This window comes from Paenibacillus terricola, from assembly GCF_014779765.1.
Lineage (GTDB): Bacteria > Bacillota > Bacilli > Paenibacillales > Paenibacillaceae > Paenibacillus_T > Paenibacillus_T terricola.
The window spans coordinates 263,216-288,211 of the sequence record NZ_JACXZA010000001.1; the positions used below are offsets into that span (position 1 = coordinate 263,216).

Genomic DNA, 24,996 nt, shown 5'->3' on the forward strand with positions numbered 1-24,996 from the left:
CAAATCTAACGGTGGCTTATCGGCGTTCCTTGCGCTCCGTTCGAAACAGTTTCCCACGTCTCCCAAGTAGCTAAACGATCAGCATAGACTCCGCGCACCAAAGGTAAGACCCGTGCGCCGACCGCGAACCGCAACGGCGGGTCCTCGGCGTCTATGATTTGAAGAATCGCTTCGGCCGTTGCATTCGGATCGCCTCGTTCTTCTGTCGATAAGCGAGCAGTCACCTGATTTCGAAGTTCAGTGTACACTTCCAATCCCTGTGATGTCTTCATGGACAGGGGGCTTCCAAAATCGGTTGCAAAGGCGCCCGGCTCGAGCAACGTGACCTTAATGCCGAAGTCTTTGACTTCTTGAGCGAGGCTATCGTGCAGTGCTTCGACTGCCCATTTGGAAGCGCAATAGAAGCCGATGAGCGGCGCTGCAACAATCCCCATGGCGCTTGAGACGCCGATAATGTGCCCGCTGCCCTGCAGTCGAAGCAGAGGCAGGGCAGCCTGGATGACACGGAGCGTACCAAAGTAATTGGCGTCAAATAGTTCGCGTACATCGGATTCGTTAGCCTCCTCAGTCGTGCCAACCAGCGTGTAACCGGCATTGTTTAGGACGACGTCCAGCCTGCCGAAATACGCATGCGCCTGCTGAACGGCATGCTCGACCTGCCGGGAATCCGTTACATCAAGTGCAAGGGGGAGAACAGCGTCTCCAAAGCGCTCCTTAAGGTCGGCGATGCTTTCCGGTGTGCGGGCGGTCGCGGCAACCTTATCCCCGCGAGAGAGTGCGGCCTCCGCCCAAATGCGCCCTAATCCGCGAGAGGCTCCTGTAATAAACCAGACTTTGGTTTCCATGGTATTCTCCTCCAATACATGTCTTCTGTGTAGTATTTATAAAGCTTCAGCTGTCTCTTTAGTTCATCCCTAATGTTACGACTTAGCAGCTTGATACGGAATTTCAAATAAGTTAGCATGGTATTAACTTATGGTTTATGCAAAAGGAGGGGGCCTTCCTGAATGATTGAGCAACTGAAGACGTTTGTTCAAGTGACGGAGTCCGGAAGCTTCTCTAAGGCAGCCGAAAAGCTTTTTATTTCTTCGACCGCTGTGATGAAGCAAATGAATTTGTTGGAAAAACAAACGGGAGTCCCGCTTTTTATTCGTACCAACCACGGTGTCAGGCTCACAAAGGCCGGAACAGCTTTTATTAAAGATGCGGAATTTATGCTGCAGTATTTTCAAGAATCTCTTATCCGCATGCATCAGTCCGCGCAGGCCAATCGGCATATTATTCGGGTGGGTACTTCTATACTTAACCCCTGTAACATTTTGATTGATTTGTGGAATGGAATTAGCGACCTATACCCTCAATTCGGAATAAACATCGTTCATTTCGAAGATGACGCACATACACTCCCAACCACTTACCGCATGATTGGCCAATCGCTCGATATCATTGCGGGGCCATTTCTTACAGATAACTTGAAGGATTACTACCGTTTGCTCGAGCTTGGGAGTTACCGCGTTTGCTTTGCCGTATCTCGGCAGCATAGGCTGGCTTCAAGAAAAACACTTTGTGTCGAAGATTTGTATGGAGAAAGATTGGCTATAGTGAATGGAGGGAATAGTGCTGTCATTCATGAGATACGAGATTTCCTGAAAATGAAACATCCTCAAATTCGAATTAAGGATGTTCCGCGTCTCTATGATCTTGATGTGTTTAATCGCTGCGAGGAAAGTAATACGGTTATGCTAACATTGGAGGCGTGGGCAGATATTCATCCATCCTTGGTGACGATTCCTAGTGATTTAGATTTCACAGTTCCATACGGTTTGATATATCCATTACATCCATCCGAGGAAGTTGGTCAATTCTTAGAAATCATAAAAGAAATGAGAGAGAGATTTGATTAGTAACGGATCATTCAATGATTGGATCTAAAGAAGGGGCCATCCTATTAAGGGTGGCCCTAAAACTTGCCGTTACAGATAGTCCCCATCATCTGAATCAGTGGAGTAACCGTCTACGGGAGTTGCCTGTCCAGCTCAAGTAAACGTAATAAACTCTCTTCAGTGCCTGAACCGGGCACCGGAACAAAAAAACACCAGTGCAGTCCCGGGTCATTATCGATTACAGCTGCGGAATGGAGCATAAACTCCATCTCCTGTGCGTCAGGAAGACGAAATAAAGCGGTGGCTACGCGTTTTTGCTTGATTTCATATAGCCCCCAGAAATGCACGAATTCCTCGCTTTCCCGTCTCAAGCGTTCGAACCTTTCCATATATAACGGATTTTCCTTGTAAAGGTCAAAGCTTGCCCGAAGAACCGCTACGGCGTATCGGGCAAAGCCTTCCCAATTCACCAGTTTGTTGCGGTAATCCGGCGTTAAAAACATAATGTCCATCATATTCCGTTCGTTGTCCGGCAGACTGCCGAAATCGGCTACGATCAGTTCTGCCGCCCGATTCCAGGCGATAACATCAGTACCTTCGTCCGTGATAAAAGAAGGGTAATGCAGTTGCTCTACGATTTTCTGCAAAACTTCCGTATCAGGCCCGCCATTATTCGGAACCGTGACGACGTTTGCCACACCTACATTAGCCAGATCGAACAGATGCTTTTGTTCATCTTCGTCAAGATGAAGCGCTTTGCTGATACTTAGCAGCACTTCTGGAGAAGGATTAACCTCCTTGCCTTGCTCCAACCATGTATAGTAAGTCACGCTTATATGGGCAAGATAAGAGACTTCTTCTCTTCGAAGCCCCGGAGTGCGTCTTCGTCCGGGCAGCGACTGGATCCCCGCCTCTGAAGGCTGCAACCGTTCTCTGCGCGATTTAATGAAGTCACCTAATGCGGATGAGGAACGATTTATTGTCAAGCAGATCACCTCTAATTACTCATATAGAAGAATACATATGCTATTAATCAATTGGACCAGAAGTACTTCATACACGATTATTATAATCTCTATCAAGTGTCAGTTGCCACAAAAGAGAGCTATAACGAGTATCGAGGCTGTTAATCCCGTTAATAGTATAAGCATGATGTGGTTAACCTCCGCCTATCGACAGTACGATGAAGATAATTTACGTCAGAGACGTGCTAAATAGGAGGTTTTGTTTCTTGAACAAGTATACCTATCGAAACAAGCTAGCATTAGTCACCGGTGCATCATCCGGAATCGGGAAAGCGTATGCCAAGGAACTGGCGGCACGAGGCTGTCATGTCGTGCTAGCAGCGCGCTCCAAGGACAAATTAGATACATTGGCTAAGGAAATCAACCGTCAGTATGGCGTAAAGGCTTATCCATTGGCTTGCGATTTGTCCCAAGCGAGTGCCCCGCGTCACCTGGCCGAACAAATTTCCGAACTGGGCTTGTCGGTCGATATTCTCATCAACAACGCAGGCGTTGGCACTTACGGCCGTTTCGAGGAAATAGACTCGGAGCGGGAACTAGAGGAGATTATGCTGAACACGGCTGCGCTAACCGACCTTACGCATCGATATCTACCCGATATGCTGAAGCGTGAGGATGGAATCGTCGTAAACGTGGCCTCTATGGCCGCGTTTATGCCTTGTGCTTATTCGGCCGTTTATGGGGCTACCAAAGCATTTGTATTGTCCTTCTCCGAGGCGCTATGGGCGGAAACGCGTGGGCGAGGCGTTCGCGTGCTCGCATTGTGCCCAGGTGCAACCGAGACGGGGTTTTTCGATTCGGTCGGCAGCGAGGAAATGGGGGCGGGTCAAAAACTATCGACTCCAGAGAAGGTTGTACAGGCCGGATTTCGCGGGATTGACCAGGGACGCAGCTACATCATCGATGGCCGTAACAATTACCTTATGGCTCAAATGATTCGATTGTTCAGCAGACGCAGGGTAGCCTTGATCATGGAACGCATGTCAAAGCCCAAAGGGTATTGATAGCGGGAGCAGGTTCTTTCTAGAGCGACTACTTCATTAAGTAGTCGTCTTCTCTTTATTAATGCAACTTTTGCAGAAACGAATTTACTTCTCTTGACTGTCATTCAAAAAAACATCGCCATTGCGATACAGCCCCAGACCGTTCATTATATAGGGTCGAACGATCTCTACAAGCACACCGGCTCGGTCATTTGCCTCGACATTTAACCAATGATGAGCAGCGCCATAGATTGATGAACCGGTCATGGCCGACATGATTTTTATATGATGCTTGTCCACCCTCTGTGGGGTATCCCCTTTCAGGAAAATGTTTTCTATCGTTTGCTGCAGCATTTGCTTTATTTTTTCATCGACAAGCGTAGCCATCGTTTTGGAATCCATTCTGCAGATCCGATAAAAAACCACGATGTATTGGTGCGTCATCAAGATCAACTGGTTACATATTTCATCCGTAAATTGCTGCGCATTCGCCACCTGCTCTGGAAACCTCTCATGAAAAGCCTGTTCCGTGATATCGTCAAGCAAAGCGAATTTATTTTCAAAAGGGGCATAAAAGCTGGCACGGTTAATGGTAGCTTTCTGAGCGATATCTTTGATGGTGATTGCATCAAATCCCTTTCTAAGCAACAGATCTCTGAACGCTCCTCTAATTAACTGTCGTGTGCGCAACACCCTCGGATCCTCCAGATTTACCATTGTTATGTCCCCCCTTTAAACATCAAATATCAAAATGTGTTGTCTATGCAACTTTCCTTAAACTCTGCCGGTTGAAATCAAAAGCATGCGATATTATTATCCTATCATGCAGATGTTGTTTAAACGATCTATGACTAATTCTTTGAAAGGAAGGATCGAATTTGAACACCAAACCACATAGACTCTTGATATTTGGCGCCGGCGTGATTGGCAGTGTATATGCACTCCGCTTAGCACAGTCGGGACTGGACGTTACTATACTGGCACGAGGAAAGAGACTGGAGGCGCTGAATAGGGAAGGACTGAAATATAACGATAACGGAACGATCAAGCAAATATCGATCAAGACGATCGACAAACTTGAGAACGACGATATTTATGATTTCATTTTGGTCCCAGTCCGATATGATCAGGCTGAATCTGCCCTGTCCGCGATCAAGCTTAACCGGAGCAAGACCATCGTCACCTTAACCAACACCATTGGATATGATTCTTGGCTTGATATCGTGGGCGATCGCTTACTTCCGGGATTCCCGGGCGCCGGTGGAGACATCAAAGAAGATGTTCTATACGCCCAATTCGGTTCCGAAAAACATCAAGGAACCATTTTTGGTGAAATAAATGGACGGATGACCGAAAGAGTCAATGATCTTGCCCAAATATTTGAATCGGTGGATTTGCATTATGAAATCCAAAAAGATATTCAGGCATTCCATGTTTCGCATACTGCGTTAGCTATCGTCAACAAGCATTTCTATACGAATGATGGAATGGTGGATATTGAGACGGCAAGAAGTGTAAGCACTCTAAGTAAGATCGCCGCAGATATTAAACAAAACATTCACCTGGTAGAGCAAGCCGGCATTCCGGTAATCCCACCCGAAACGAAGGCAATGGGGGATTTGCCCGACAGCGATATTATTTCCCGTTACCGTCAGATGCTGAGCAATGACTTCATAATTGATGTAAAGCTTGGGAACCATGCCGTCAGCAAAAAGCAGAAATAATGTTATTAGACGAGATGTTTCATAAAATGATATCCAGCCGGCGATGAGGGGGAGCAGGACTAATTACAAACTTGACTTCGGTGTACATTCTTTCTTGACTTGATTATACTCATTTGTTAACTTTTACTTCAGGAGATTAATGGAAGGGGATTCACTCTATGCCAACAACTTTGTAATGGATGCCTATAATGAGACAATCTTTCTTTTGGCTGCTTTTAATCCAAGAGAGTAGTTTGTCCAATTAATCCATTACAAGGATGCAATGTATGGAGCGTTATTAGCCATCGGTGCAGTTACCTTTATGGGTACTGCATTTTTTGCGCTCATTTTCTCCTATAACCTCGGTATTTTGTTTCCTTCCACTTTAGGAGGAATAGGAATGAATATCCAATTTGATACATCGGAATTATCTATTATCAGTGATTATCGCAACGATGAGATACTAAGGAAAAGCTTTAATCAATTAGCGAACGAGGTTTTCGGAATCGACTTCGAACATTGGTATCAGCAAGGCCTCTGGGATAATCATTATATTTGCCACTCCGTTGTAATAAACCGGAAAGTCGTTTCTAATGTTTCGATCAGCAAATTGAACTTAATCATCGATGGAACAAACCATAGAGCCATTCAGATTGGAACCGTTATGACGCACCCTGACTATAGAGGGAACGGATTCTCTGGCGCATTAATGAAGCATGTCCTAGAAACTTATCGAGATGAATGTGACGTGTTCTATTTGTTTGCGAACGACAGCGTGCATCACTTTTATCCGAAATTCGGGTTCACTCCTTGCAGAGAAGTGCAATTCAGCATGAAAGCTGCTCTAATCTCCATCGTTAATAACGGATTACGACAAATGGATTGCGCCAATGATGAAGATCTACAAGTGATCTATGAAATCCTTCAAACGCGCACGCCTGTTTCAAATCAATTTGGCATTAGCGATAATCAGGGGATTTTTATGTTCTATGCCTTAAATGTCTTTCAAGATTCGATTTATTTTTATGAAGACGAAGAGGCTGTCATCGTGTATCAAAATGAAGGGAATGTCCTTCACCTGTATGATGTGGTGAGTAAGTACAAGGTCGATTTAGTAAGATTGCTTTCTCATATTAGTAACAGTGATACTGAAACCATTCAATTTCACTTCACGCCTGATCGTTTCACTGACAATGTGATTTGTGAACTTAAGAGTCAAGGCGACTTATTATTTGTTAAGTCGAAGAATGATTTGAACTTAAACTTTCCATTTTGTGCCCCTATGTTATCGCATGCTTAAGAACATTTCTTCAACATGCATTAGAATTAGGTATTACAAGAAAACAGAGAAATCAATTAAGCCATCCCTTTAAGGGGTGGCTTAAAACTTGCCGTTTAAAGCGGGTATGGAGCGCAGGGAAATAGCGGAATCAGAGGGGATGCAAATGGATTGAAGTTGGTTGTAAACGGTGTTACGCTAACAACGGTGAACTTAAAACCTATGTTCTGCACAATATCTATTGATATTCACTCTATTGATATTCACTAATTTAGTTATAAAGAAAGGTCAACCCATGATAAAAGTTGAAAACTTATCCTTTTCATTTCCGCAAAAAGAACTATATAACAACGTTTCATTTACGTTAGAAGAAGCACAACATTGCGCTTTTATCGGAACAAGTGGCAGTGGGAAAAGTACATTGATCGATATTCTGATGGACCCAGAAAGATATCTATTTGATGGCAAATTAGAAATAGACCCCGATTGCACAATTGGATATGTAAGCCAGTTCTCAGAACTAGACGACACGAAAGAAACAACCGTGTTTGAATATATAGGAGAACGATTTGTTAAGGTTCAAAAAGAAATTGAAGCCATTTGCATCGAAATGGAAACTTCATCCGATATAGAACCGTTACTGGAAAAGTATCAATTAGCGTTAGACGCATTTGATGCAATGGGCGGGGATGATTACGAAAGTATTATTCATAAGCAGCTAAATCTAGCAAACCTCATGAAGCGAAGAGATAATAAGGTATCCGACCTGAGCGGCGGGGAGTTCAAACTTGTTCAAGTCATGAAGGAAATGCTTAATCATCCCGACTTATTGATTATGGACGAACCGGATGTGTTCCTGGACTTCGAAAACCTAAATGCGCTTAAAAAACTTATCAATGCTCACAAAGGAATGCTGTTAGTTGTTACGCACAACCGATATCTATTGAATCATTGTTTCAACAAAATTATACACCTTGAAAACATGGAGATCCAAGAGTTTGATGGGCGTTATATCGAGTATAACTTCTCCTTACTTCAGACCAAAATCGAGATGCAAGAACTCGCAGTCGCTGAACAGGAAGAGATCGAGAGAAATGAGAACACGATCAATAACCTTAGAGTGATCGCAACTTATAATTCAGATGCAGCAAGAGGGAGAGCCTTAAAAGCTCGAGTTACATTCCAAGAAAGATTGATAGCGCGTAGAATTAAGGCGCCGTTCGTTGCTATCAAGCAACCGAATATCCGTTTTGATATTGATAATGAAATGGACGATACTGTTGTTGTAAATGTAAACAATTATAGTGTTGCCTATGATGAGCTGCTGCTAGACAAGGTTAGCTTTGAGATCAAATCTACGGATAAAGTAGCGATTATCGGTTCCAACGGTACCGGGAAAACGACCTTGCTCCGAGACATCTTTAACAATAAACATGATGCAATTGAAATCAATGCCGATGTTAAAGTGGCTTATTTGTCGCAGCTTCAAGGTGAAATGCTCAATGATTCTAATACCATACTAGAAGAATTCATCGATGCGGGTTTTAAAACCTATGATGAAATCAGATCGTATCTGTCCAACTATGGCTTCGAGGGAGAAATCGTTAATCAGAAGATCCAATCTTTATCAGGTGGAGAAAAAAATACGCTTCAATTGGCTAAAGTTTCTGCCAGTAAAGCAAACGTATTGCTTCTTGATGAACCGACAAGCCATTTGGATACCTATACACAACTAGCGCTGGAGAAAGCCGTTGAACAATTCAAGGGTGCGATTCTCATGATTTCTCATGACTTCTATTCGGTTGTCAATGGTATGGATTATGTTCTAATCATTGAGGATAAGACGATTCGAAAAATGAGCATGCGTAAATTTAGACAGATGATTTATGCCAGCCATTTTGATAAAGACTATCTGGAAACGGAACAAAAGAAAAAATCCGTTGAAATGAAAATCGAATTGGCTTTAAAAGATACGAATTTCGAACTTGCAAAAGGATTGGTTGATGAGCTAGAGGAGCTAATTAAGTTGCTTTAAATAACAACCCTCTGACGGGATGATCTGTTAAATACAAGCCTAGTGCCATGCCGGCACTGGGCTTGTTGTATGCTAGAAAAAAAGCAAGTAAGGGGTTGATACAATAATGGATGGCTCATTAGGTACCATGAATAGGATTTTACGACTTGATGTCGAATTTTGTACTTAATCATACAATTTCGGCGACTTTTGGAGGTCCACCTATGATTGCTGCAGCAAAGATGCACATTCCTCATGTACGGCACACCTTGGTTGCTCGCTCGAATCTGTTCAAGCTGCTTGATGACGGCATGGATGCGAAGATGACGCTCGTATTCGCACCGTCCGGCTATGGGAAAACGACGGTGTTAAGTGAATGGGTCAAGCAAAGAGACAAGCTTGTTGCCTGGGTGTCACTGGGCAAACAGGACGATAATTGGGTCATATTCTGGAGCGCAATCATCGCTTCGATTCAGCATCGTGTCAACGACTTTGGAGGAAGCGTTCGGCCGCTGCTGTCAGAAGGGCCATCCGCGTCTTCCGCATCGATGGAGCCGGCGATGGTTGAGCTGCTGAACGAGCTGAACCGACTTGATCACGAGCTCGTCATCATGGTGGACGATTATCATCTGGTGACCACGCCAGCCATCCAGAAGTCGATGAGCTATTTACTCGAATACCTCCCGGCCCATATTCATTTGTACATCGCCAGCCGCAACGACCTCCCTTTTCCAACAGCAAGATTGTTGGCGAAAGGCGAGATGCGGCGAATTACGATCGAGCAGCTGCGATTCCGACCGGAGGAAGTATCCGAATTTTTCAGAGTGACAACGGAATTAATGCTATCGGCGGAGCAGCTAAATATGCTGTACGACCAAACCGAAGGTTGGATCAGTGGTTTGCGTCTTGCGTCCATCTCCTTGAAACGCAGCGGCAATGTGGCTGAATCGATCCGTCAGTTCAGCGGTCGTCAGCAGCATATCTCCGATTATTTGCTCGAAGAAGTCATTCGCGATCTGCCGAAGACGATGCGCGATTTTCTGCTTCACACGTCTGTGTTAAGCCAGATGAATTATGCGTTGTGCGAAGCAGTGACGGGGCAAGCGAGAGGTCAGCAGCAGCTGGAGCAACTGGAACAGCTTCAATTATTCATCATTCCACTGGACGATCAACGCAACTGGTATCGTTATCATCATCTGCTGTCCGATTTTCTGCAGGCGATGTTTGCTCGAACAGAGCCTTGGCTGTGGACGCAGGCGAATGTACGTGCCGCGCAATGGCTCGAAAGCAATGGTTTTGTCGAAGAAGCGGCGGAGCATTATTTGGCAGGCAAACAATATGAAGATGTCGTCCGTCTGATCGAGGAGCATCTGCAAGAATTTCTTAATGGAGGCAAGAACATCGTAATTGCCCGCTGGGCGATGCAAGTGCCTGAGTCCTATGTATCGCACCGGCCGATCGTTGAGATATTTTGTTTGTATGTAATGATAGGAGTTGGGCAGTTTCACAATATTCCGGATCGAGCTGAGCGGCTTCGAATCCGTTTCGAGGCCATGAAGGATCATATGGACGCTGACATTTGGCGCGCGACGATGGGAGAGATCTATTATATTTGCGGTACTGCTGCCTACGTAACCAAAGACATTGCAAGCACAGCCGACTATTTTATTCTTGGTGATACGTATTCACTGCAGCAAAGCTTGTTTATTATAGGCGGCAACAATAAGCATTATTCGACCGAAGAATTCGATGACCATCTGGGTTATATTAATGACTTTCATGGTGCAGCACAGTTTCTAACGAGAATGATGAATCATTGGCGGGATCACGTTAACCATCCCAATGCGACACCGATGTATGCTTCATACGCTAAGTTATTGTGCGAGTGGAACCGGTTAGAAGAAGCGGAGGATTGGATTAATCGCATTATGCGTGTTGACGGATTCGCGCCGGTTGCACGCAATCTCTATCAAATCGGTGTGGCTGCTTCGAGAATTCAGCGTGCAAAGGGCAATTCATTAGAAGCTGCGAGATTGCTAGAACAACTCAAGCTGAAGATCGATTCGCCGGATTATGAAATCTTTATGCGTAAAATTGAAGCGGAGCAGGCGAGTCTGGCGGTGCGTCGAGGCGACATCGAGTCGGCTCGTCGATGGTTGGAGAATAGCGGACTGTCGAACTCGGATGAGGCAGCGCTGGGCAAAGTTTCTGAACAGGCGATCCTCGTTCGCGTGCTGACCGCATGTGGACAATTCGAACCAGCGCTGTCTCTCGCGGAGCGGCTGTATCAGCTGTTGACGAAGGAAGATCGTCTGCGAGATCGCATTCACATAATAATCATGCAATGTATGATCTTGTATCTGGACGGTCGGATCGAGTCAGCGCTTGAAAAGCTGGAAACCGTGCTGCATCTCGCCGAACCTCAAGGGTACATTCGCAGCTTTGTAGACGAAGGTCAGGCGATGGCGGAGCTGTTGTCTATTTATGTGCAATCGTTAGGGGACAAAAGTGGGTATTCGACGAATACGTCAAGTTATGCGCCTATTGTCCTGCAAGCTTTTCCTGTGCAAGCTTCTACAAGTCCGAAGCCGCATCAGACCCCGAATACGGCTCCTCTAGTCGAACCGTTAACGAGTCGTGAATTGGAGATTATGAGTCTCATGGCCGAGGGGCTGTCCAATAAACAGATCGCATTGTGTCTGGGGATTACGGAAGGCACCACCAAAAGTCACATCAACAACATCTATGGCAAGTTAGACGTTAATAGAAGAGTGCAAGCGATCAAGAAAGCCAAGGAACTTCAGCTCATTAGTTAATTACGTGTTCCATACCCAAAGGCTAATGTTGATTTCATTCAGAAATCGACATTAGCCTTTTTGACATGCAAGTTTATGTCGAATTCTATAACTTTCTATAGATGTGTAAATATCATTGTCCCTCTATTATGGAGTGAAAACGAATGTATAGGGGGAAGTAGGACTTGAATAAATGGTATAAACGCACAATTAGTTTATTACTTATAGGCTGCTTGTTGGGATCGTTAATACCAGCGGGGGTACTTGCAACAAATTCAACGAGCGCTGCGAACGGTTCTTCTCCGCCAATCAGTTGGCATGATGCAGCACAGAACGCAGGGACAGCGCAAAATTCATTTCAAGATGTTAAACCAACGGATTGGTTTTATGATGCTGTAACCTATGTACAGCAGAACGGCATATTCAGCGGTACAGGGAATAACAGCTTCTCGCCACAGGGTACAATGACTCGTGCCATGTATGTTACGGTGCTTGGTCGAATAGCAGGAATTGATACAAGTAAATATACAACTTCTGCATTTACAGATGTGCTGCCAACCGCCTGGTATGCGCCTTATGTGCAATGGGCAGTTGAGGCAGGTATTACAAGCGGAACGAATAGCCATACCTTTTCTCCGGATGCTATGGTATCGAGAGAACAGATGGCGACGCTGACGCTTCGCTATTTTGAAAGTGAGAATATCGATTATCAAACGGGTGACAGCGTGACGACGAAACCCAACGACCTTGCAGACATTTCGCCTTGGGCGGTCGATGCAGTCGTAAAGCTGTGGCAGGCTGGCGTGCTTACCGGAGATGCACACGGTAATGTCAATCCCCGGTCCCATGCATCACGTGCGGAAGCGGCTGTTTTGTGCATGCGCAGCAACGAAGTGGTGAAGGGATCGGCTAATCAGAATGAAGAAGATACAAGTACGAAGCCAACACCAGAAACCGACAGTACCAGCGGTGGTAATAGTGGAGGCGCGGGAAGCTCAGGCTCCACTGCGTATACGATAGCTTTTGAAACCAATGGCGGATCAGCGATTGATAGTCTTGAGAGCCACGCAGGGGATATGCTGAGTCATCTTCCAGCGCCGGTGAAGCAGGGATATATTTTTCAAGGCTGGTATAAGGACATTGAATTCACACAGGTATTCGTCGAAGGAGAGCCAGTCACCGGCAATATCACGCTGTATGCCAATTATATTGCAAGCGTCGATAATGCGGTGGCACGTATTCCGAGTGTGACGGTGCTGGATGCAGCGCCGAGCTTCACGATTCAAGTGAATGATGCTGCCGGCAAGATGACACCAGACCAAGTTCAAGCCGGAATGACATTCGAATCCCCGGCGAATCCCGCGTTTGCGGGTATTGTCGTCACAGGCTCGAATGGTCATTTCACCGTAGCTGCCAAGAGCGGTGCGTTCGAGGAAGGAAACACGTATCAACTTACGTTGATGGATGCGAATCTGTCATTCCAGGGTCAGGACCAAACGACCACCATCTATATATTTAGCATCGCCAAACAAGCCGTCATGAATTTGCCGCTCAATCCTGACATGATCTATCTATCCTTCTCGGACGTATCGAATATGATACTGGATGGTGCGGATGTGAACAGCCCTGCGATTCCGGTCATCAGGACAGGGTTAGGCGATAGCGGAACAGATCTGAACGAGGCGAATACGAGCAGCGGAACCTTCGATTATACCGGGAGTACGGTGATTCAAGTTGGCGATATCGTCGCGATCTATGAAGGGGTTCGTCCTGATCAGCGTACCGCGGAGGATAACGGCAGTGTTGCCTACGTACAGATCACAGCGATCAATAGCAACAGCTACACCTATGCCCAGGCAGATGCCAAGAAAGTGCTGATCAAACCAGATGTTCTGCCCGTGAGTACAGCAGCGGACACGGATGGAGACGCGACGAACGAATCGATTACGATCGAGCATACCGCGATGAACTATAGTGATAGTCGATATGCGCCACTTGGTCTGAATGAGCTTACGGTTGTGAACGCGGGCGACTTTATTGCCTTCTATAATGGAGATTTCAATAGCAAAGCTGCTTCGGCGGGGTATGGTCTCATTACGTCGATCACACACGACGCAGAGATGGATATCATTACGTATACTGAAGCCACGCTGGATCAAATCACGAGCGCTCTGGATATCTATCAGCAACAGGCGCTTGATGGGGATCGGTTATTATCTGATGCGGATGTCTCCATATTGGAAGGTCAAGTTAAGCAGCAGGCGGTATCCAGCGGATTCGTCGATCAAGCCGCCAGCTATCTGTCTAATTTGGCATTACATACGGACAGCTTCAAGCAGCAATACGCTGCAATTGCATCGAAGGCAGCAGCCAAAGCAGCCCCTGCAATAAGCGTCGAAAATTTGAAGGTAGTACCTTCAATAAGCAGTTCCATGCGCCATATCTCTGGGTCTGGTGTCAGTGTTTCCCTTCAATTGGATGCAAATATTGTCATTGCCATCAACAACAATAATTCTATCGTCATCCATATGACCGGTACTTTCGTCGAAGAGATAAAGCTGGATCTCAGCGTCAATGGTGATACCCAGTGGGAGTGGTACTGGATCTTCCCAGTCCTTAAGGATTATATCATTACAGCGAACTTGGATGCCTATACGTATACTGGGATCAACATAACAGCGGAGATCACCACCGTCTCACCGGATGTGCTGAATGATGCGTTAGAGGACTGGCTGGCAGCCAAGACAGCTGGCAAATTAGGCGAGGTTCAAAACATCGCGGTGGAGCTGCAAGCGTTAATTGAAGGCGCGCAGAGTACCGGACTAGACGCGACGACACTAAAGGCAAGGTACCAGAGCTTATTGAAGAATGAGACGGAATGGGTTCCGTTAATTAGCAAAAAGATCATTGAAAAGAATCTAAGAGTTTGTCTTGGTATCGTTGAGGTCAAGTTTTCAGTTGAATTCGTGGTTAGTGCGAATGTGAATCTAACGGTAGGTGTTGATTTCAATTACAAGAGTGCCAAGCGGTATTCAGCTACCGTACGTGTTCTCAGCTTCACAGGCAGTAGTAACACTGTAAGCCTGACAGGTGATGGCGATTACCAGTTTAAGTTTTATGTTCTAGGCACGTTGGGATTGCGAGCGGGTGTTCAGGTGATGCTGCAAGCAGGGGTCGGCAGTGTCGATTGGGACAGCATAGGCATCTCTGTTGAGCCTGGCGTTTACTTGAATTTGTGGGGATACTTCTACTATGAGCTCAAAAATTCGGGAGGTGCGGTAACAAACACATCTTTCGGTGCCTTGTATATGGAGCTTGGCATATACCTGCAGTCAGAAGTGGGAGCACAGCTCGGTGACGAGCTGCTGTCCACTAGTGAGACATTATACAACAACAAATGGCCGCTTTACACTGCGGGGACACAAGTCAATGTCGTGGATTTTGCTTACAAACAAGCTCAAGTACCTAGCTATGAACTTTCAGGTCCATTGAAGTTCGGAGAGCCACCGCTATTACCGGGCAACCTGATGAGAATGGAGATCATGGACATCAAATCCGGTGAAACCTCTATCATGCTATACGATCGATCGAATTTCACCATTACTACGGATAACCCGGATTTCACTTATGATCCTGAATTAAATCGAATATCCATCTCAGAGGAATTGCACATACGGTGGAGTAAAGGGCTTCCAATCAATACGCACGGGAACCTGATTATTAAATGGAAGAATGCATCCGGTTCACTCACGGTTGCTCCAACGCGCTACATTCCATTGTCTATGAACGTTAAAGTCGGCGATACGACAATCGTCACGACGCCTTTGAACGGTAATCCGAGTACGACTCTATCTGGACAATATGGCACTGTAATTGATATCCCAGACGATCCTGTATTCCAAGGATTCATCTTTGACGGATGGTATACCGATCCAACGGGCGGCACGAAGTATACGATTCCGAATACGATGCCGCTGCCAAGGGAATCTCGCAGTCTTTATGCGCATTGGACAGCAAGGACGGATATTCCTTACAAGGTTGAACACTATCTGTTTAAGCCGAACGTTACTTTTACGAGCACCCCAGGTACCAGTGATGTGACGCTTGCAGCGACGGAGAACTTGACGGGCACAACGTATGCGAAGATTACGCTTGCCAATACCAACCGATTCAAAGATCAGGGCTATCGTTATTCGTATACGAGAAACGGCAGCAATGTCGGTCCAGGGTACATTAACGCCGATGGCTCGACAGTCGTGAAGGTGTATTACTATCCGGATAGTAGAGATCTAACCTTCAAAACGGGCTATGGAGATAATGCGGTTGTGCGTACGCTGACAAAGGAAATCGGAAATAACATCTCATGGATACCTACTGTGACAAGACCTGGCTATACGTTTGTCGGATGGTCGCCAGCCGTTCCGAGCACGGGACCGAGTCAAGACACCACATACACCGCGACATGGAAGGCTAGAAGCGATACACCTTACCAAGTCGTTTACTTGCAACAGGACATAACAAAGACATCGCTAGGACTTCCGATTCTCGGCAATACCTATACGGTCGTTGATCAGGAATCTCTTACAGGCACAACGGATACCGCCACGAGCGCAGTAACGCCTAAGCGTTATGAAGGCTTCACCTTGGACAGCAGCGTTCCAGGTACCGTTCAGTCGAGCAGCATATCAGGTGATGGCTCTACGATTCTGAAGTTTTACTACAAGCGCAATACGTATTCCGCAACCTTTGATCTGGGTGGTGGTATTAAAGATGCTGCAACAACCGCCCCAGTAACCGGGTTCTACACAGGGATTGTTCCATATGGAGCCAGCATATCACCGCCTTATGTGACCAAAGGAACGGAGGTTCTCTCGGGATGGTCGCCGGTCATTCCAGCAACGATGCCGGCGCATGATGTGAGTTTCACCGCACAATGGAATGCGAAGACTGCTTCTTATACAGTGTCCCATATTAAGCAAGACCGAACGGGTCAATACACCATAATCGACAAGGAGACGTTAAGCGGGGGCGTAGGTGATACCGTCACAGCAACACCGAAGAGTTATGAAGGCTTCACGTATGACAGCAGCTCGTCAGGCACCATTACATCTGGGAAAGTCCCGACGAGCGGTACGCTCGAATTGAAGCTGTACTATAATCGGAACGTGTACAAGATGAACCTCGATCCCAATGGGGGGATTGTCAATGGCAAGACAACAGGCAATTACGCGATAAGTATGCGATATGAGGAATCGATGTCTATTCTACCTCTGATATCCATTACAAGGGCAGGCTATGTGTTCGCGGGATGGTCGCCTGCTGCACCTGTTACAATGCCTGCTCAGGATGTTACTTTTACCGCGCAGTGGACGCCTGATTACACGATATCTAAGGTAAGTATAGACCATACAACCCCCGCAATAGGGGACACCCTGAATGCCAATGTAACGATGGGGGATGGCAATGCCGTCGGCAGCCGCGTGTCGTATCAATGGAAAGTCGAAACGGCTGCAACCAGCGGAACGTACACGAATGCCGCAGGTGCGGGCAATGCAACAGCGAGTTACACGGTTGCAGCCTCGGACATGGGCAAGAAATTGCAAGTCGTGGTGACGGGGGTAAACCCAATTACCGGCACGCAAACCGCAACAACTAATATGGTATCCATTCCAATCACTGCCGTCACGATCGACAATGCATATCCGGCTTATGACGATACGCTTACCGCTAGTGTGACCATGGGTGATGGCAGTGCGGCGGGCGGTCAAGTGACGTATCAATGGCAAGTTGAAACGGATGCAGGCAGCGGAGCGTACACGAATGCCGCAGGAGCGGGCCATACAACGGCGAGTTACAAAGTTGCAGCCGCGGATAAAGGCAAGCAGCTGCGCGTTGTGGTGTCGTATATGGGGCGAGCAGCAGGCACCGTCACGAGTGAACCTACAAGTGCGGTAGGCGTGTATATCACGAGTGTCAGCATCAACAACACAACACCTCATGTCGGCGACATTCTTTCAGCTCAAGTCACGATGGGGGATGGTGTTACGGCCGGCAACCGCGTGACTTACGAATGGATGGTACAAGATATCGTCGGAAGCGATCGTTATGTATCCGCTTCAGGGGCTGGACGAACAACAGTGAGTTACACGGTTGCAGCGGGGGACGTAGGGAAGAAGCTGCAAGTTTGGGTGTACGGTGCCAATGAAGGCCTTGGTATGGTACTCAGTTCATCAACGAGTGCTGTGCAGGATGCCGCGCCCACTTCGGAGCCGCTTCCCGAATGGATTGCCAACGCCGATGAATTAGATTTGGCATCTGCCACAGTCACTGTCGTATCTTCAACAGAAGTATCCATTAGCGGTGCGGCATTGACCGATAATTGGACCCTCCCAGAAGGTGTATCGCTGAATCTGAGTGATGCGATGCTGAATGGCTTCACATTAACGATTGTGGAAGGCACGACGCTGAATGTGATCAACTCAACGGTGGCTGGCAATATTGAGGTCCTGGCAGATGCAGCGTTGAATGTGAGCAACACGACATTGGATGAAGGTTATTATTGGGACATCACGGAAGGCGCAGTGTTGAATGTGAGCGGTACAGTTACGCTGGCAATGGCAGCTACGCTGATCGTTGACGGGACATTCAATATTACAAGCTCAGCGACTGTAATCAATAACGGCACCATCACAGGTTATGCCGGCAACGGTGTCATCACGAACAGCGGCACGATCACGAACGATGGCATGATCACGAACCCCGGTACAATAACGAACCGCGGCATGATCACGAACAACGGTACCATTGTCAATGCAGCCGGCTCGATACTCAACAACGTCGGCGGTTCGTTCAGGGGTAATGCTCCAATCACAACTTAATTAACTCGCTTAAATGAAGCGGTGAAGCGGGGCTTTTCCTGAATAAGGAGAAGCCCCCCTTGCATTCTCATTCCTATGAGTTAGTAGCCAGAGAAGTATCCATGAGGCGAGGATGGTATAATCACTCTAGTGTGTTGGAACAAGAAGGGTGATAATCATGAGCGTAATACGGTTAGAGAACGTTACGAAGAAGTATGAAGAGTCTTTGATCTTCCGCGACATTTATTTTCGAGTTATGCAAGGGGAACGTATCGGCTTAATCGGACGGAATGGCGCTGGCAAATCGACGGTATTCAGGCTCATCATGGGCAAGGAAGAGCCGACGTCCGGCAGAGTAGAAATCGATCCTCAGGTGCGAATCGGGTATTTCTCGCAATTCTCGGAGCTTAGCGGAAGCTTGTCCGTTCAACAAGAGCTAGAAGCATGCTTCGAGCAGGTTGCCCTTATTGAACGGGAGCTGCAAGAGGTCGGAGATAAGCTGGGTATGGTTACCGACGATAGCGAGATGAATGCTCTGCTTGCAAGGCAGGCGGAGTTATTCGAACAGATGGATCATCTCGATGGCTGGAACGTTTCGGTCGAGATTAATACCGTACTTACGAAGCTAGGGTTTAACGATCGATCCCGCAATCAGCCAATCGATGAGTTGTCCGGAGGATGGCGTAACCGCGCGGCGCTTGCAAAGATGCTAATCGAGCTCCCCGATGTCGTTCTGCTCGACGAGCCGACGAATTACTTGGATATGGAAGGGATCGCATGGCTGGAGCAGTGGCTGTACCGATTCAAGGGAGCCATGATTCTAGTGTCGCATGACCGGCAATTCATCGACAAGGTCGTCACGCGCACGATCGAGATCGAGAACTATCATTTTCAGGAATACGAAGGCAACTACACGGATTACGTCCGTAAGAAGAAGATGCGCAAGAAGGAATTAGACCGACAGTTCGAGTGGGAGGAAGAGCTGCTGCTCATGGAATCCGAGGCGATCGACGATCACGCGAAACGGAGTTCCGGTTCCAAGGACCGTCTCTCGCGTAAGCTGGCGGATAACAAGAAGCGGATAGAGCCGCATCCCGTTAACGTGCTGATTACCGACATCTACGAGAGGCTGCGCTTCCCCGACAAGCTATGCGAAGTGAAGAAGATCGGGCAGACATACGAGGGCAGGCAGATCTTCGAGAACGTTAGCTTCGATATTCAGAAGGAAGATCGCTTAGTCATCGTGGGACCGAACGGAAGCGGGAAGTCCACGCTCATCAAGGCACTTACCGGGCAAGAGCAGCCGGAATCCGGGGAGGTTACCTGGGAGAAGGGTGTGAACTACGCCTACTTCAACCGAATGTGGGAGGAGCTTGATCCTAAGGATACCGTCAGCCACGCGGTGAATACGTATGGATTGGGACTGGACGCCCCTCGCAAAAAGGTGAACAAATTTCTAGCTATGCTGCAATTCTCAGAGGCGGATCTAAGCAAGACGATCGGCAAACTGTCCGGCGGGCAGAAAGCTCGGGTCGCGCTGGCTAAATGTCTTCTCTCGGGTGCGGCCGTTATTATATTGGACGAGCCGACCAACCATCTGGACCTCACGAGTATACAGGTGATGGAGCAAGCTCTGATCCATTTTCCGGGCGCCGTCATTACAGTAAGCCATGATCGCTTCTTTATCGATAAGATTGGGACCAAGATGCTGACCTTCAATCCGATAACGGGAGTGACCGAACAGAACTTGTAAGAAGAAGGGCGCTCTCGATACCTCCATGAAACCCAAGAACCTCTTCGAAGAAGTATCGAAGAGGTTCTTGGTATTTCAGAAGAAGGAGGTAATGTGAAGTTCGAATTGGCTTCCATCGAGTTCGATTATCGCGGATCTTGACGGAGTGGTAGGAGATGCCCTTTGCGGCGAGCGGAAATCAACATAGGGACGGCGATCACCAGACTAATGATTACGGGAATTATCGAAGCCTCCAGGCCAAAATTCCCTCCGGTGAGTAGGGTCGGACCCGTAACTTCGACCGTGAAAAGACCTGCGGAGGGATGGCCTGAGACGGGAATGCCTAAGAGTCCCTCTAATGTATTCCACAAGAAATGGAGACTAATGATAAACCAAACATTGCGTCGCCACAGGAAGGCTGCACCTAGCAATACACCAGCTTCAATGGATATGGATAGGCCTCCCCAAATTGTAGCTCCAGGGTTGCCTAGGTGCGCGATCCCGAAGAAGAGGGATGTTAGGGTCAGTGCAAGCCAGCTTCCACCCATTCGTTCAATTGCTTGAAAAGCAAGCCCACGAAAAATCAATTCTTCTACGAAGGCGGCACCGAGTGAGGTGGTGATGATAGGCCATACGACAGCGCTGGTGTTGCCGGTTGACCATTCGAACGAATACCCATCGAATAAGACGATGAGGGTTGTTGAAACGATGATAAAGATAAGGGCGACGACAGCGCCGAGAGTGACTTCCGATACCGCACGCCGTTGGAACAGAAGTTCAGGAACCGGACGCCGCGCTAGGAATTTCATCGCAAGCCAGTAGATAAGGATTACAACGGCGCTTCCGACAAGTGTCAGTATGATGGACCCTAGTGCATTTAAGTCTGTGGATAACCAATTGAATGTCACATTGGCGAGGATGATCCCAAGCACTCCCACGAGCATCCAGATGAGAGGGAATTGAAAGAAGGCAGCTAACTTAGTCTTTCTCTTCACGCTAAGTACCTCATTGTTGGGTGTATTCGTCTTTATCATTATAATTGATCGCTCCTCTTCCTCTAACAGGATAGCTATTGTCATTCCGATCTTGCAGGTTACAAATCAAACTTTACTTTAAAAAAGTCATATGTAAGTAGTACCGTTTAGTCATGTCGCGGTCATATGACTTTAACAAGATAAAAGCCGACATCCGTTATGGTGTCGGCTTTCAGCAGATCTATTGTATGATCTATTCTTCTTGATGATGTGTTTTTTAGAGATCTAAAATCCCTGTTTCCTTAGCTTTATAGGCAGCTTCTCTTCTTCCTTTTACATTCAATTTCGAATAAATATTCGAGATGTAATTTTTAACCGTGCCTTCACTAAGATATAATGCCTTAGCGATGTCCTGATTGCGCAAACCTAACGCCAGCTTGTGAAGAACTTCGATTTCGCGGTTGCTAAGTCCGAATTCATTGTTGTGCTCAAGCAATTCGGGTTCAGAAGACCGTGTATCAATAGTTGGCGAAATACCGCTTTTCAGCATGCTTTTAATCATTTTGTCTGCCATTTCCGGCGAAATGAGCGTGCCTCCTGTGTGAACCACCCGTATGCCGGCGACGAGGTTTTTGGGATGGATGGCTTTGAGCAGGTAACCTTCAGCTCCATGACTTAACGCTGCCAGAACATATTCAACCTCTTTGTACGAAGTTAGAATAATGATTTTGGCTAACGGGAATCGAGGTTTAATCTTCGCCGTAGCAACAACGCCATCCATAATAGGCATGTTTATATCCATGAGGATGATATCCGGCTGGGATAGTTCACAACAGTTGATAGCTTCTTCACCATTCCTAGCCAATCCAACAACCTCGATATCGTCTTCCATTTCTAGTACTATTTTTAGACTTTCAAGAATCAATTCCTGATCATCAACGATGAGCACTTTAATTTGTGGCATACAACGTATCTCCTTGTAGTGGTATTTCGCATCTGACTTCAGCGCCAGCGACCGCCAAGTCGGAGATTGACAAGGTACCTCCCAGCATCTCGATCCGATTCTTCATTGTTGTCAAGCCGAACCCATACTCGATCTTACCCAAAGGTTTTCCGTTATTTCGAATAGAAACTTGCAAAGTTGAGGGGGAAAAGCGGATATTCAACTCAATTTCCGTTGCCTTTCCATGCTTTAGTGCATTCGTAAAAGACTCTTGTATCAACCGAATGATCGATTGCCGCGCATCGAAATGAACGATCCGTTCTGTTCCCGTCAGTGTGAGACGAATGACCGTTCCGGTATATTCTCGAAAGTTGCTGACGAGTTTCTCGGCGTGGTTCACTAAACTTATATTCTCTTCCTCGCCCATCTTGTGCACAATGTCTCTCATCTCATCCAAGTTGTGTTCCGTCAGTTCTCTTATACGAATCAATTTTTCTTTGGCTTGATTTGGGTTTTTGTCTAGAAGTGCAATAGCGGCATCGAGACTCATAATAAGGGAAATAAAAGAGTGCCCTAACGTGTCATGCATCTCTTTGGACATACGATTTCGTTCCTCGAGCAGAGTCATCCTTTCGATCTCGGCAGTATATATGGTTAACAATTTATTTTGTTCATCAATTTCTTTAGCTAATTTATTTTTCTCATGATAGGCTCTGGCAATGAAGTTGACCCAAATTCCGATAAGAGAGAAAAGAAGGTTGTCTGAGCTTGAACCGAGCGCAAGGTCCCATGTAACTTCGCCAAATAACATGCTGGCAAAGGGGAGTAATAATAGCACCGGCAATGTCCATGCCGTCTTTCTGGTCAATAAGTAACCGATTGTGAGACTTGGAATAAGGTAATCGACGCTCCCCAACTGATCCGCCTGCATGAACGATTTAATATAATAGGATCCTCCCAGCAATAGTTCAAGTAAGATGAACCATTCCTTGTTCGTCCTTAGCTGCGGAAACCAGAATAGATTTGGAATAATCAAAGCCGCTAAGAGCCACACGATGTCCAAGAGCGATTGTGATGAATAGTCATTGTCCGTTACAATATGTAATAACAGCAAAATATAATTGTAGGAACGGAGCCCGAATATCCCCCAGTCCATGATGTAAAAGACTTTTTTCATAGATATCCTTTCATACTCAAGCATACGATGGTTTTTCTTGATTATACATGAAATACGGAACCTCAACTGGGTTTTGTTGGAACAATTGAATGGTAGAGATATGCAGTAGATACAGGCATAGAAGAGAGAGTCGGACCGGTTACCGGTCCGACTCTCGTCTGTAATGGGGAATGTGAATTCAAATTAGCGCCAAAAGGTAATTTGCTCATAATTTGTGTGACCTGCTTGTCGCGTACATCGCAAGGCATTTTCCCTGATTACACAGCAGCATTATAAATTTCTTCTACATATAATTCACTCTGGGTATCGCCCAAAATAATGAGCATCGCCGCAGATGTATCGTTTTGTTGGGTATTAAACTGTACAAGAGGCCGAAGTCTGTATTTCCCTTCAGGGGAATGAACGACGATAACACGCCATGGCTGCATTTAGCAGAAGAAGGCGCTAAGCTTGCTTCTTGTATGGGTGTGAGACGATTTCGGCAGAGTCGATAAACTGAAGGCCCAATCTGAATCACTTCACGGTCCCCACATTTTAGAAATATTTTCGAATTGGTTTCGAGGAAGTTTAGACTCCTCCTTTAGACTAAGGTTGTAAGTAAGAGAGAACCCATACAATCTTAAAGGAGCGAATATGAAATGAAGAAGAGAAACCAATGGTTGATGATCGGTGGGGCCGTGGCCGCGGCGACGTTGTTTACGGCGACGGCATTCGCGTACACCCCGAATACGGATGGGTACAACGCGTTCAAAGAGGTGCTGAAGGCGAACAACCTGTCGGCCGATAAGATCGAGAGTGCGACGGTGAACGGGAACTTCAGCGTGACGGTAGACGGCGAGACGGTACTGGACTCGCACGGTAAGGCGAAAGTAGCGGACGCGGAAGATGGGCACATCGTGAGCAGCGACTTCAACTTCACCCTCATGGGCGTCGCACGCAGCGCCAGTCTTTACAGCAGCAACGATGAAAGCATTTATATGATCGACCGCACGCACAATCTGAACTATCAGGTGATCAACCATGGCGGGGAAGACAGCGGCAACCGCCGCGAGCGGTCTGATAAGGACGGCCGCGATGACCGCTCGATGAGCAAGGCGGAAGAAGCGCTCCTCGATTTCATGGTCGGCGACCTCAAGAATAACTTCAGCGTGGCTAACCATGCGGACGGCTCGAAGACGATTACGGCGGACATTGACGAGAAGGACATTCCCCTTCCGATTCGCCTGCTGATGGACGCGGCAGAGTCGAAGGACAGGGTTGGACGCAAGCATGCGGAGGAAGTGCCGGCAGAATGGGAGCGGATCAAGCAGTTTCCTTTCTTCCAAGGACTTGAGGACATCAACTTCGAAGAGCAATTGCCAGAGCTGACGAAAGATTTCGCGGTTGAGCACGTGATGCTCCAGTTCACGGTGAATGCGAACAACGAGCTTCAGAGCGTGCAAGGCGAGATTGAAGTAAGCGGCAAGGACGAAGCAGGTACTGCCCACACGGTGGAGATCGAGGGTGCAGGAGATATCAGCGGCATTAACGCTACGACGCCAGACGTGTACGACCCTGCCGGCAAGAACATCGAAATCATCAACGCAGCAACGTTCGACGATCGCGGCTAACATCACGATAACGGGAGGACC

Annotated in this window: 15 protein-coding genes; 9 read left to right on the forward strand and 6 right to left on the reverse strand. The window is 46.9% G+C overall.

All coding sequences use genetic code 11. The features are described from left to right. Positions 1–5: 5 nt before the first annotated feature. Positions 6–845, reverse strand: coding sequence for an SDR family NAD(P)-dependent oxidoreductase (locus H8B09_RS01250; protein WP_191201670.1), 840 nt, complete (start codon positions 843–845; stop codon positions 6–8). Positions 846–1,007: 162 nt separating this feature from the next. Between H8B09_RS01250 and H8B09_RS01255 the strand changes: the two genes are divergently transcribed. Continuing rightward, positions 1,008–1,904 carry a LysR family transcriptional regulator gene (locus H8B09_RS01255; protein ID WP_191201671.1) on the forward strand — a complete coding sequence of 299 codons (897 nt, stop codon included), beginning with the start codon at positions 1,008–1,010 and terminating at the stop codon, positions 1,902–1,904. Positions 1,905–2,014: 110 nt separating this feature from the next. On the opposite strand, the gene H8B09_RS01260 is transcribed toward H8B09_RS01255, so the two are convergent. Beyond that, positions 2,015–2,869 (reverse strand): helix-turn-helix transcriptional regulator, encoded by an 855-nt coding sequence (locus tag H8B09_RS01260; protein ID WP_191201672.1) that lies wholly within the window; start codon positions 2,867–2,869, stop codon positions 2,015–2,017. Between the two features lie 245 nt (positions 2,870–3,114). Between H8B09_RS01260 and H8B09_RS01265 the strand changes: the two genes are divergently transcribed. After that, complete coding sequence (locus H8B09_RS01265) at positions 3,115–3,912, forward strand: SDR family NAD(P)-dependent oxidoreductase (protein ID WP_224753195.1); 798 nt, start codon at positions 3,115–3,117, stop codon at positions 3,910–3,912. A gap of 84 nt (positions 3,913–3,996) precedes the next feature. On the opposite strand, the gene H8B09_RS01270 is transcribed toward H8B09_RS01265, so the two are convergent. Then, positions 3,997–4,608 (reverse strand): TetR/AcrR family transcriptional regulator, encoded by a 612-nt coding sequence (locus H8B09_RS01270; RefSeq protein ID WP_191201674.1) that lies wholly within the window; start codon positions 4,606–4,608, stop codon positions 3,997–3,999. Positions 4,609–4,769: 161 nt separating this feature from the next. Between H8B09_RS01270 and H8B09_RS01275 the strand changes: the two genes are divergently transcribed. The 6 genes from H8B09_RS01275 to H8B09_RS01300 all read left to right on the forward strand — a co-directional run bounded on the left by H8B09_RS01275 (position 4,770) and on the right by H8B09_RS01300 (position 20,292). Then, a complete protein-coding gene (locus H8B09_RS01275; RefSeq protein ID WP_224753196.1) occupies positions 4,770–5,615 on the forward strand; it encodes a ketopantoate reductase family protein in 846 nt (281 codons plus the stop codon). A gap of 262 nt (positions 5,616–5,877) precedes the next feature. Continuing rightward, positions 5,878–6,894 carry a GNAT family N-acetyltransferase gene (locus H8B09_RS01280; RefSeq protein WP_191201675.1) on the forward strand — a complete coding sequence of 339 codons (1,017 nt, stop codon included), beginning with the start codon at positions 5,878–5,880 and terminating at the stop codon, positions 6,892–6,894. A 274-nt stretch (positions 6,895–7,168) separates the two neighbouring features. Then, positions 7,169–8,908 (forward strand): ABC-F family ATP-binding cassette domain-containing protein, encoded by a 1,740-nt coding sequence (locus tag H8B09_RS01285; protein ID WP_191201676.1) that lies wholly within the window; start codon positions 7,169–7,171, stop codon positions 8,906–8,908. A 203-nt stretch (positions 8,909–9,111) separates the two neighbouring features. Continuing rightward, entirely contained in the window at positions 9,112–11,703 is a 2,592-nt protein-coding gene (locus tag H8B09_RS01290; RefSeq protein WP_191201677.1) for a winged helix-turn-helix domain-containing protein, read from the forward strand. Positions 11,704–11,867: 164 nt separating this feature from the next. Further along, positions 11,868–18,560, forward strand: a complete 6,693-nt coding sequence (locus H8B09_RS01295) for an InlB B-repeat-containing protein (RefSeq protein ID WP_191201678.1) — start codon at positions 11,868–11,870, stop codon at positions 18,558–18,560. Positions 18,561–18,717: 157 nt separating this feature from the next. Next, positions 18,718–20,292: an ABC-F family ATP-binding cassette domain-containing protein gene (locus tag H8B09_RS01300; RefSeq protein ID WP_191201679.1), complete on the forward strand. Its 1,575-nt coding sequence runs from the start codon at positions 18,718–18,720 to the stop codon at positions 20,290–20,292. A gap of 125 nt (positions 20,293–20,417) precedes the next feature. Here H8B09_RS01300 and H8B09_RS01305 read toward each other — a convergent pair whose 3' ends face one another. From H8B09_RS01305 to H8B09_RS01315, 3 genes are all read right to left on the reverse strand, one after another. Then, positions 20,418–21,305 carry a CPBP family intramembrane glutamic endopeptidase gene (locus H8B09_RS01305; RefSeq protein WP_191201680.1) on the reverse strand — a complete coding sequence of 296 codons (888 nt, stop codon included), beginning with the start codon at positions 21,303–21,305 and terminating at the stop codon, positions 20,418–20,420. Positions 21,306–21,522: 217 nt separating this feature from the next. Beyond that, positions 21,523–22,209 (reverse strand): response regulator transcription factor, encoded by a 687-nt coding sequence (locus H8B09_RS01310; protein WP_191201681.1) that lies wholly within the window; start codon positions 22,207–22,209, stop codon positions 21,523–21,525. Beyond that, positions 22,196–23,365 carry a sensor histidine kinase gene (locus H8B09_RS01315; protein WP_191201682.1) on the reverse strand — a complete coding sequence of 390 codons (1,170 nt, stop codon included), beginning with the start codon at positions 23,363–23,365 and terminating at the stop codon, positions 22,196–22,198. Before H8B09_RS01315 ends, H8B09_RS01310 begins: the two co-directional genes overlap by 14 nt. 638 nt (positions 23,366–24,003) lie before the next feature. Here H8B09_RS01315 and H8B09_RS01320 point away from each other — a divergent pair. Then, on the forward strand, positions 24,004–24,975 hold the full coding sequence (locus H8B09_RS01320) for a hypothetical protein (protein WP_191201683.1): 972 nt from the start codon (positions 24,004–24,006) through the stop codon (positions 24,973–24,975). Positions 24,976–24,996: the final 21 nt, after the last annotated feature.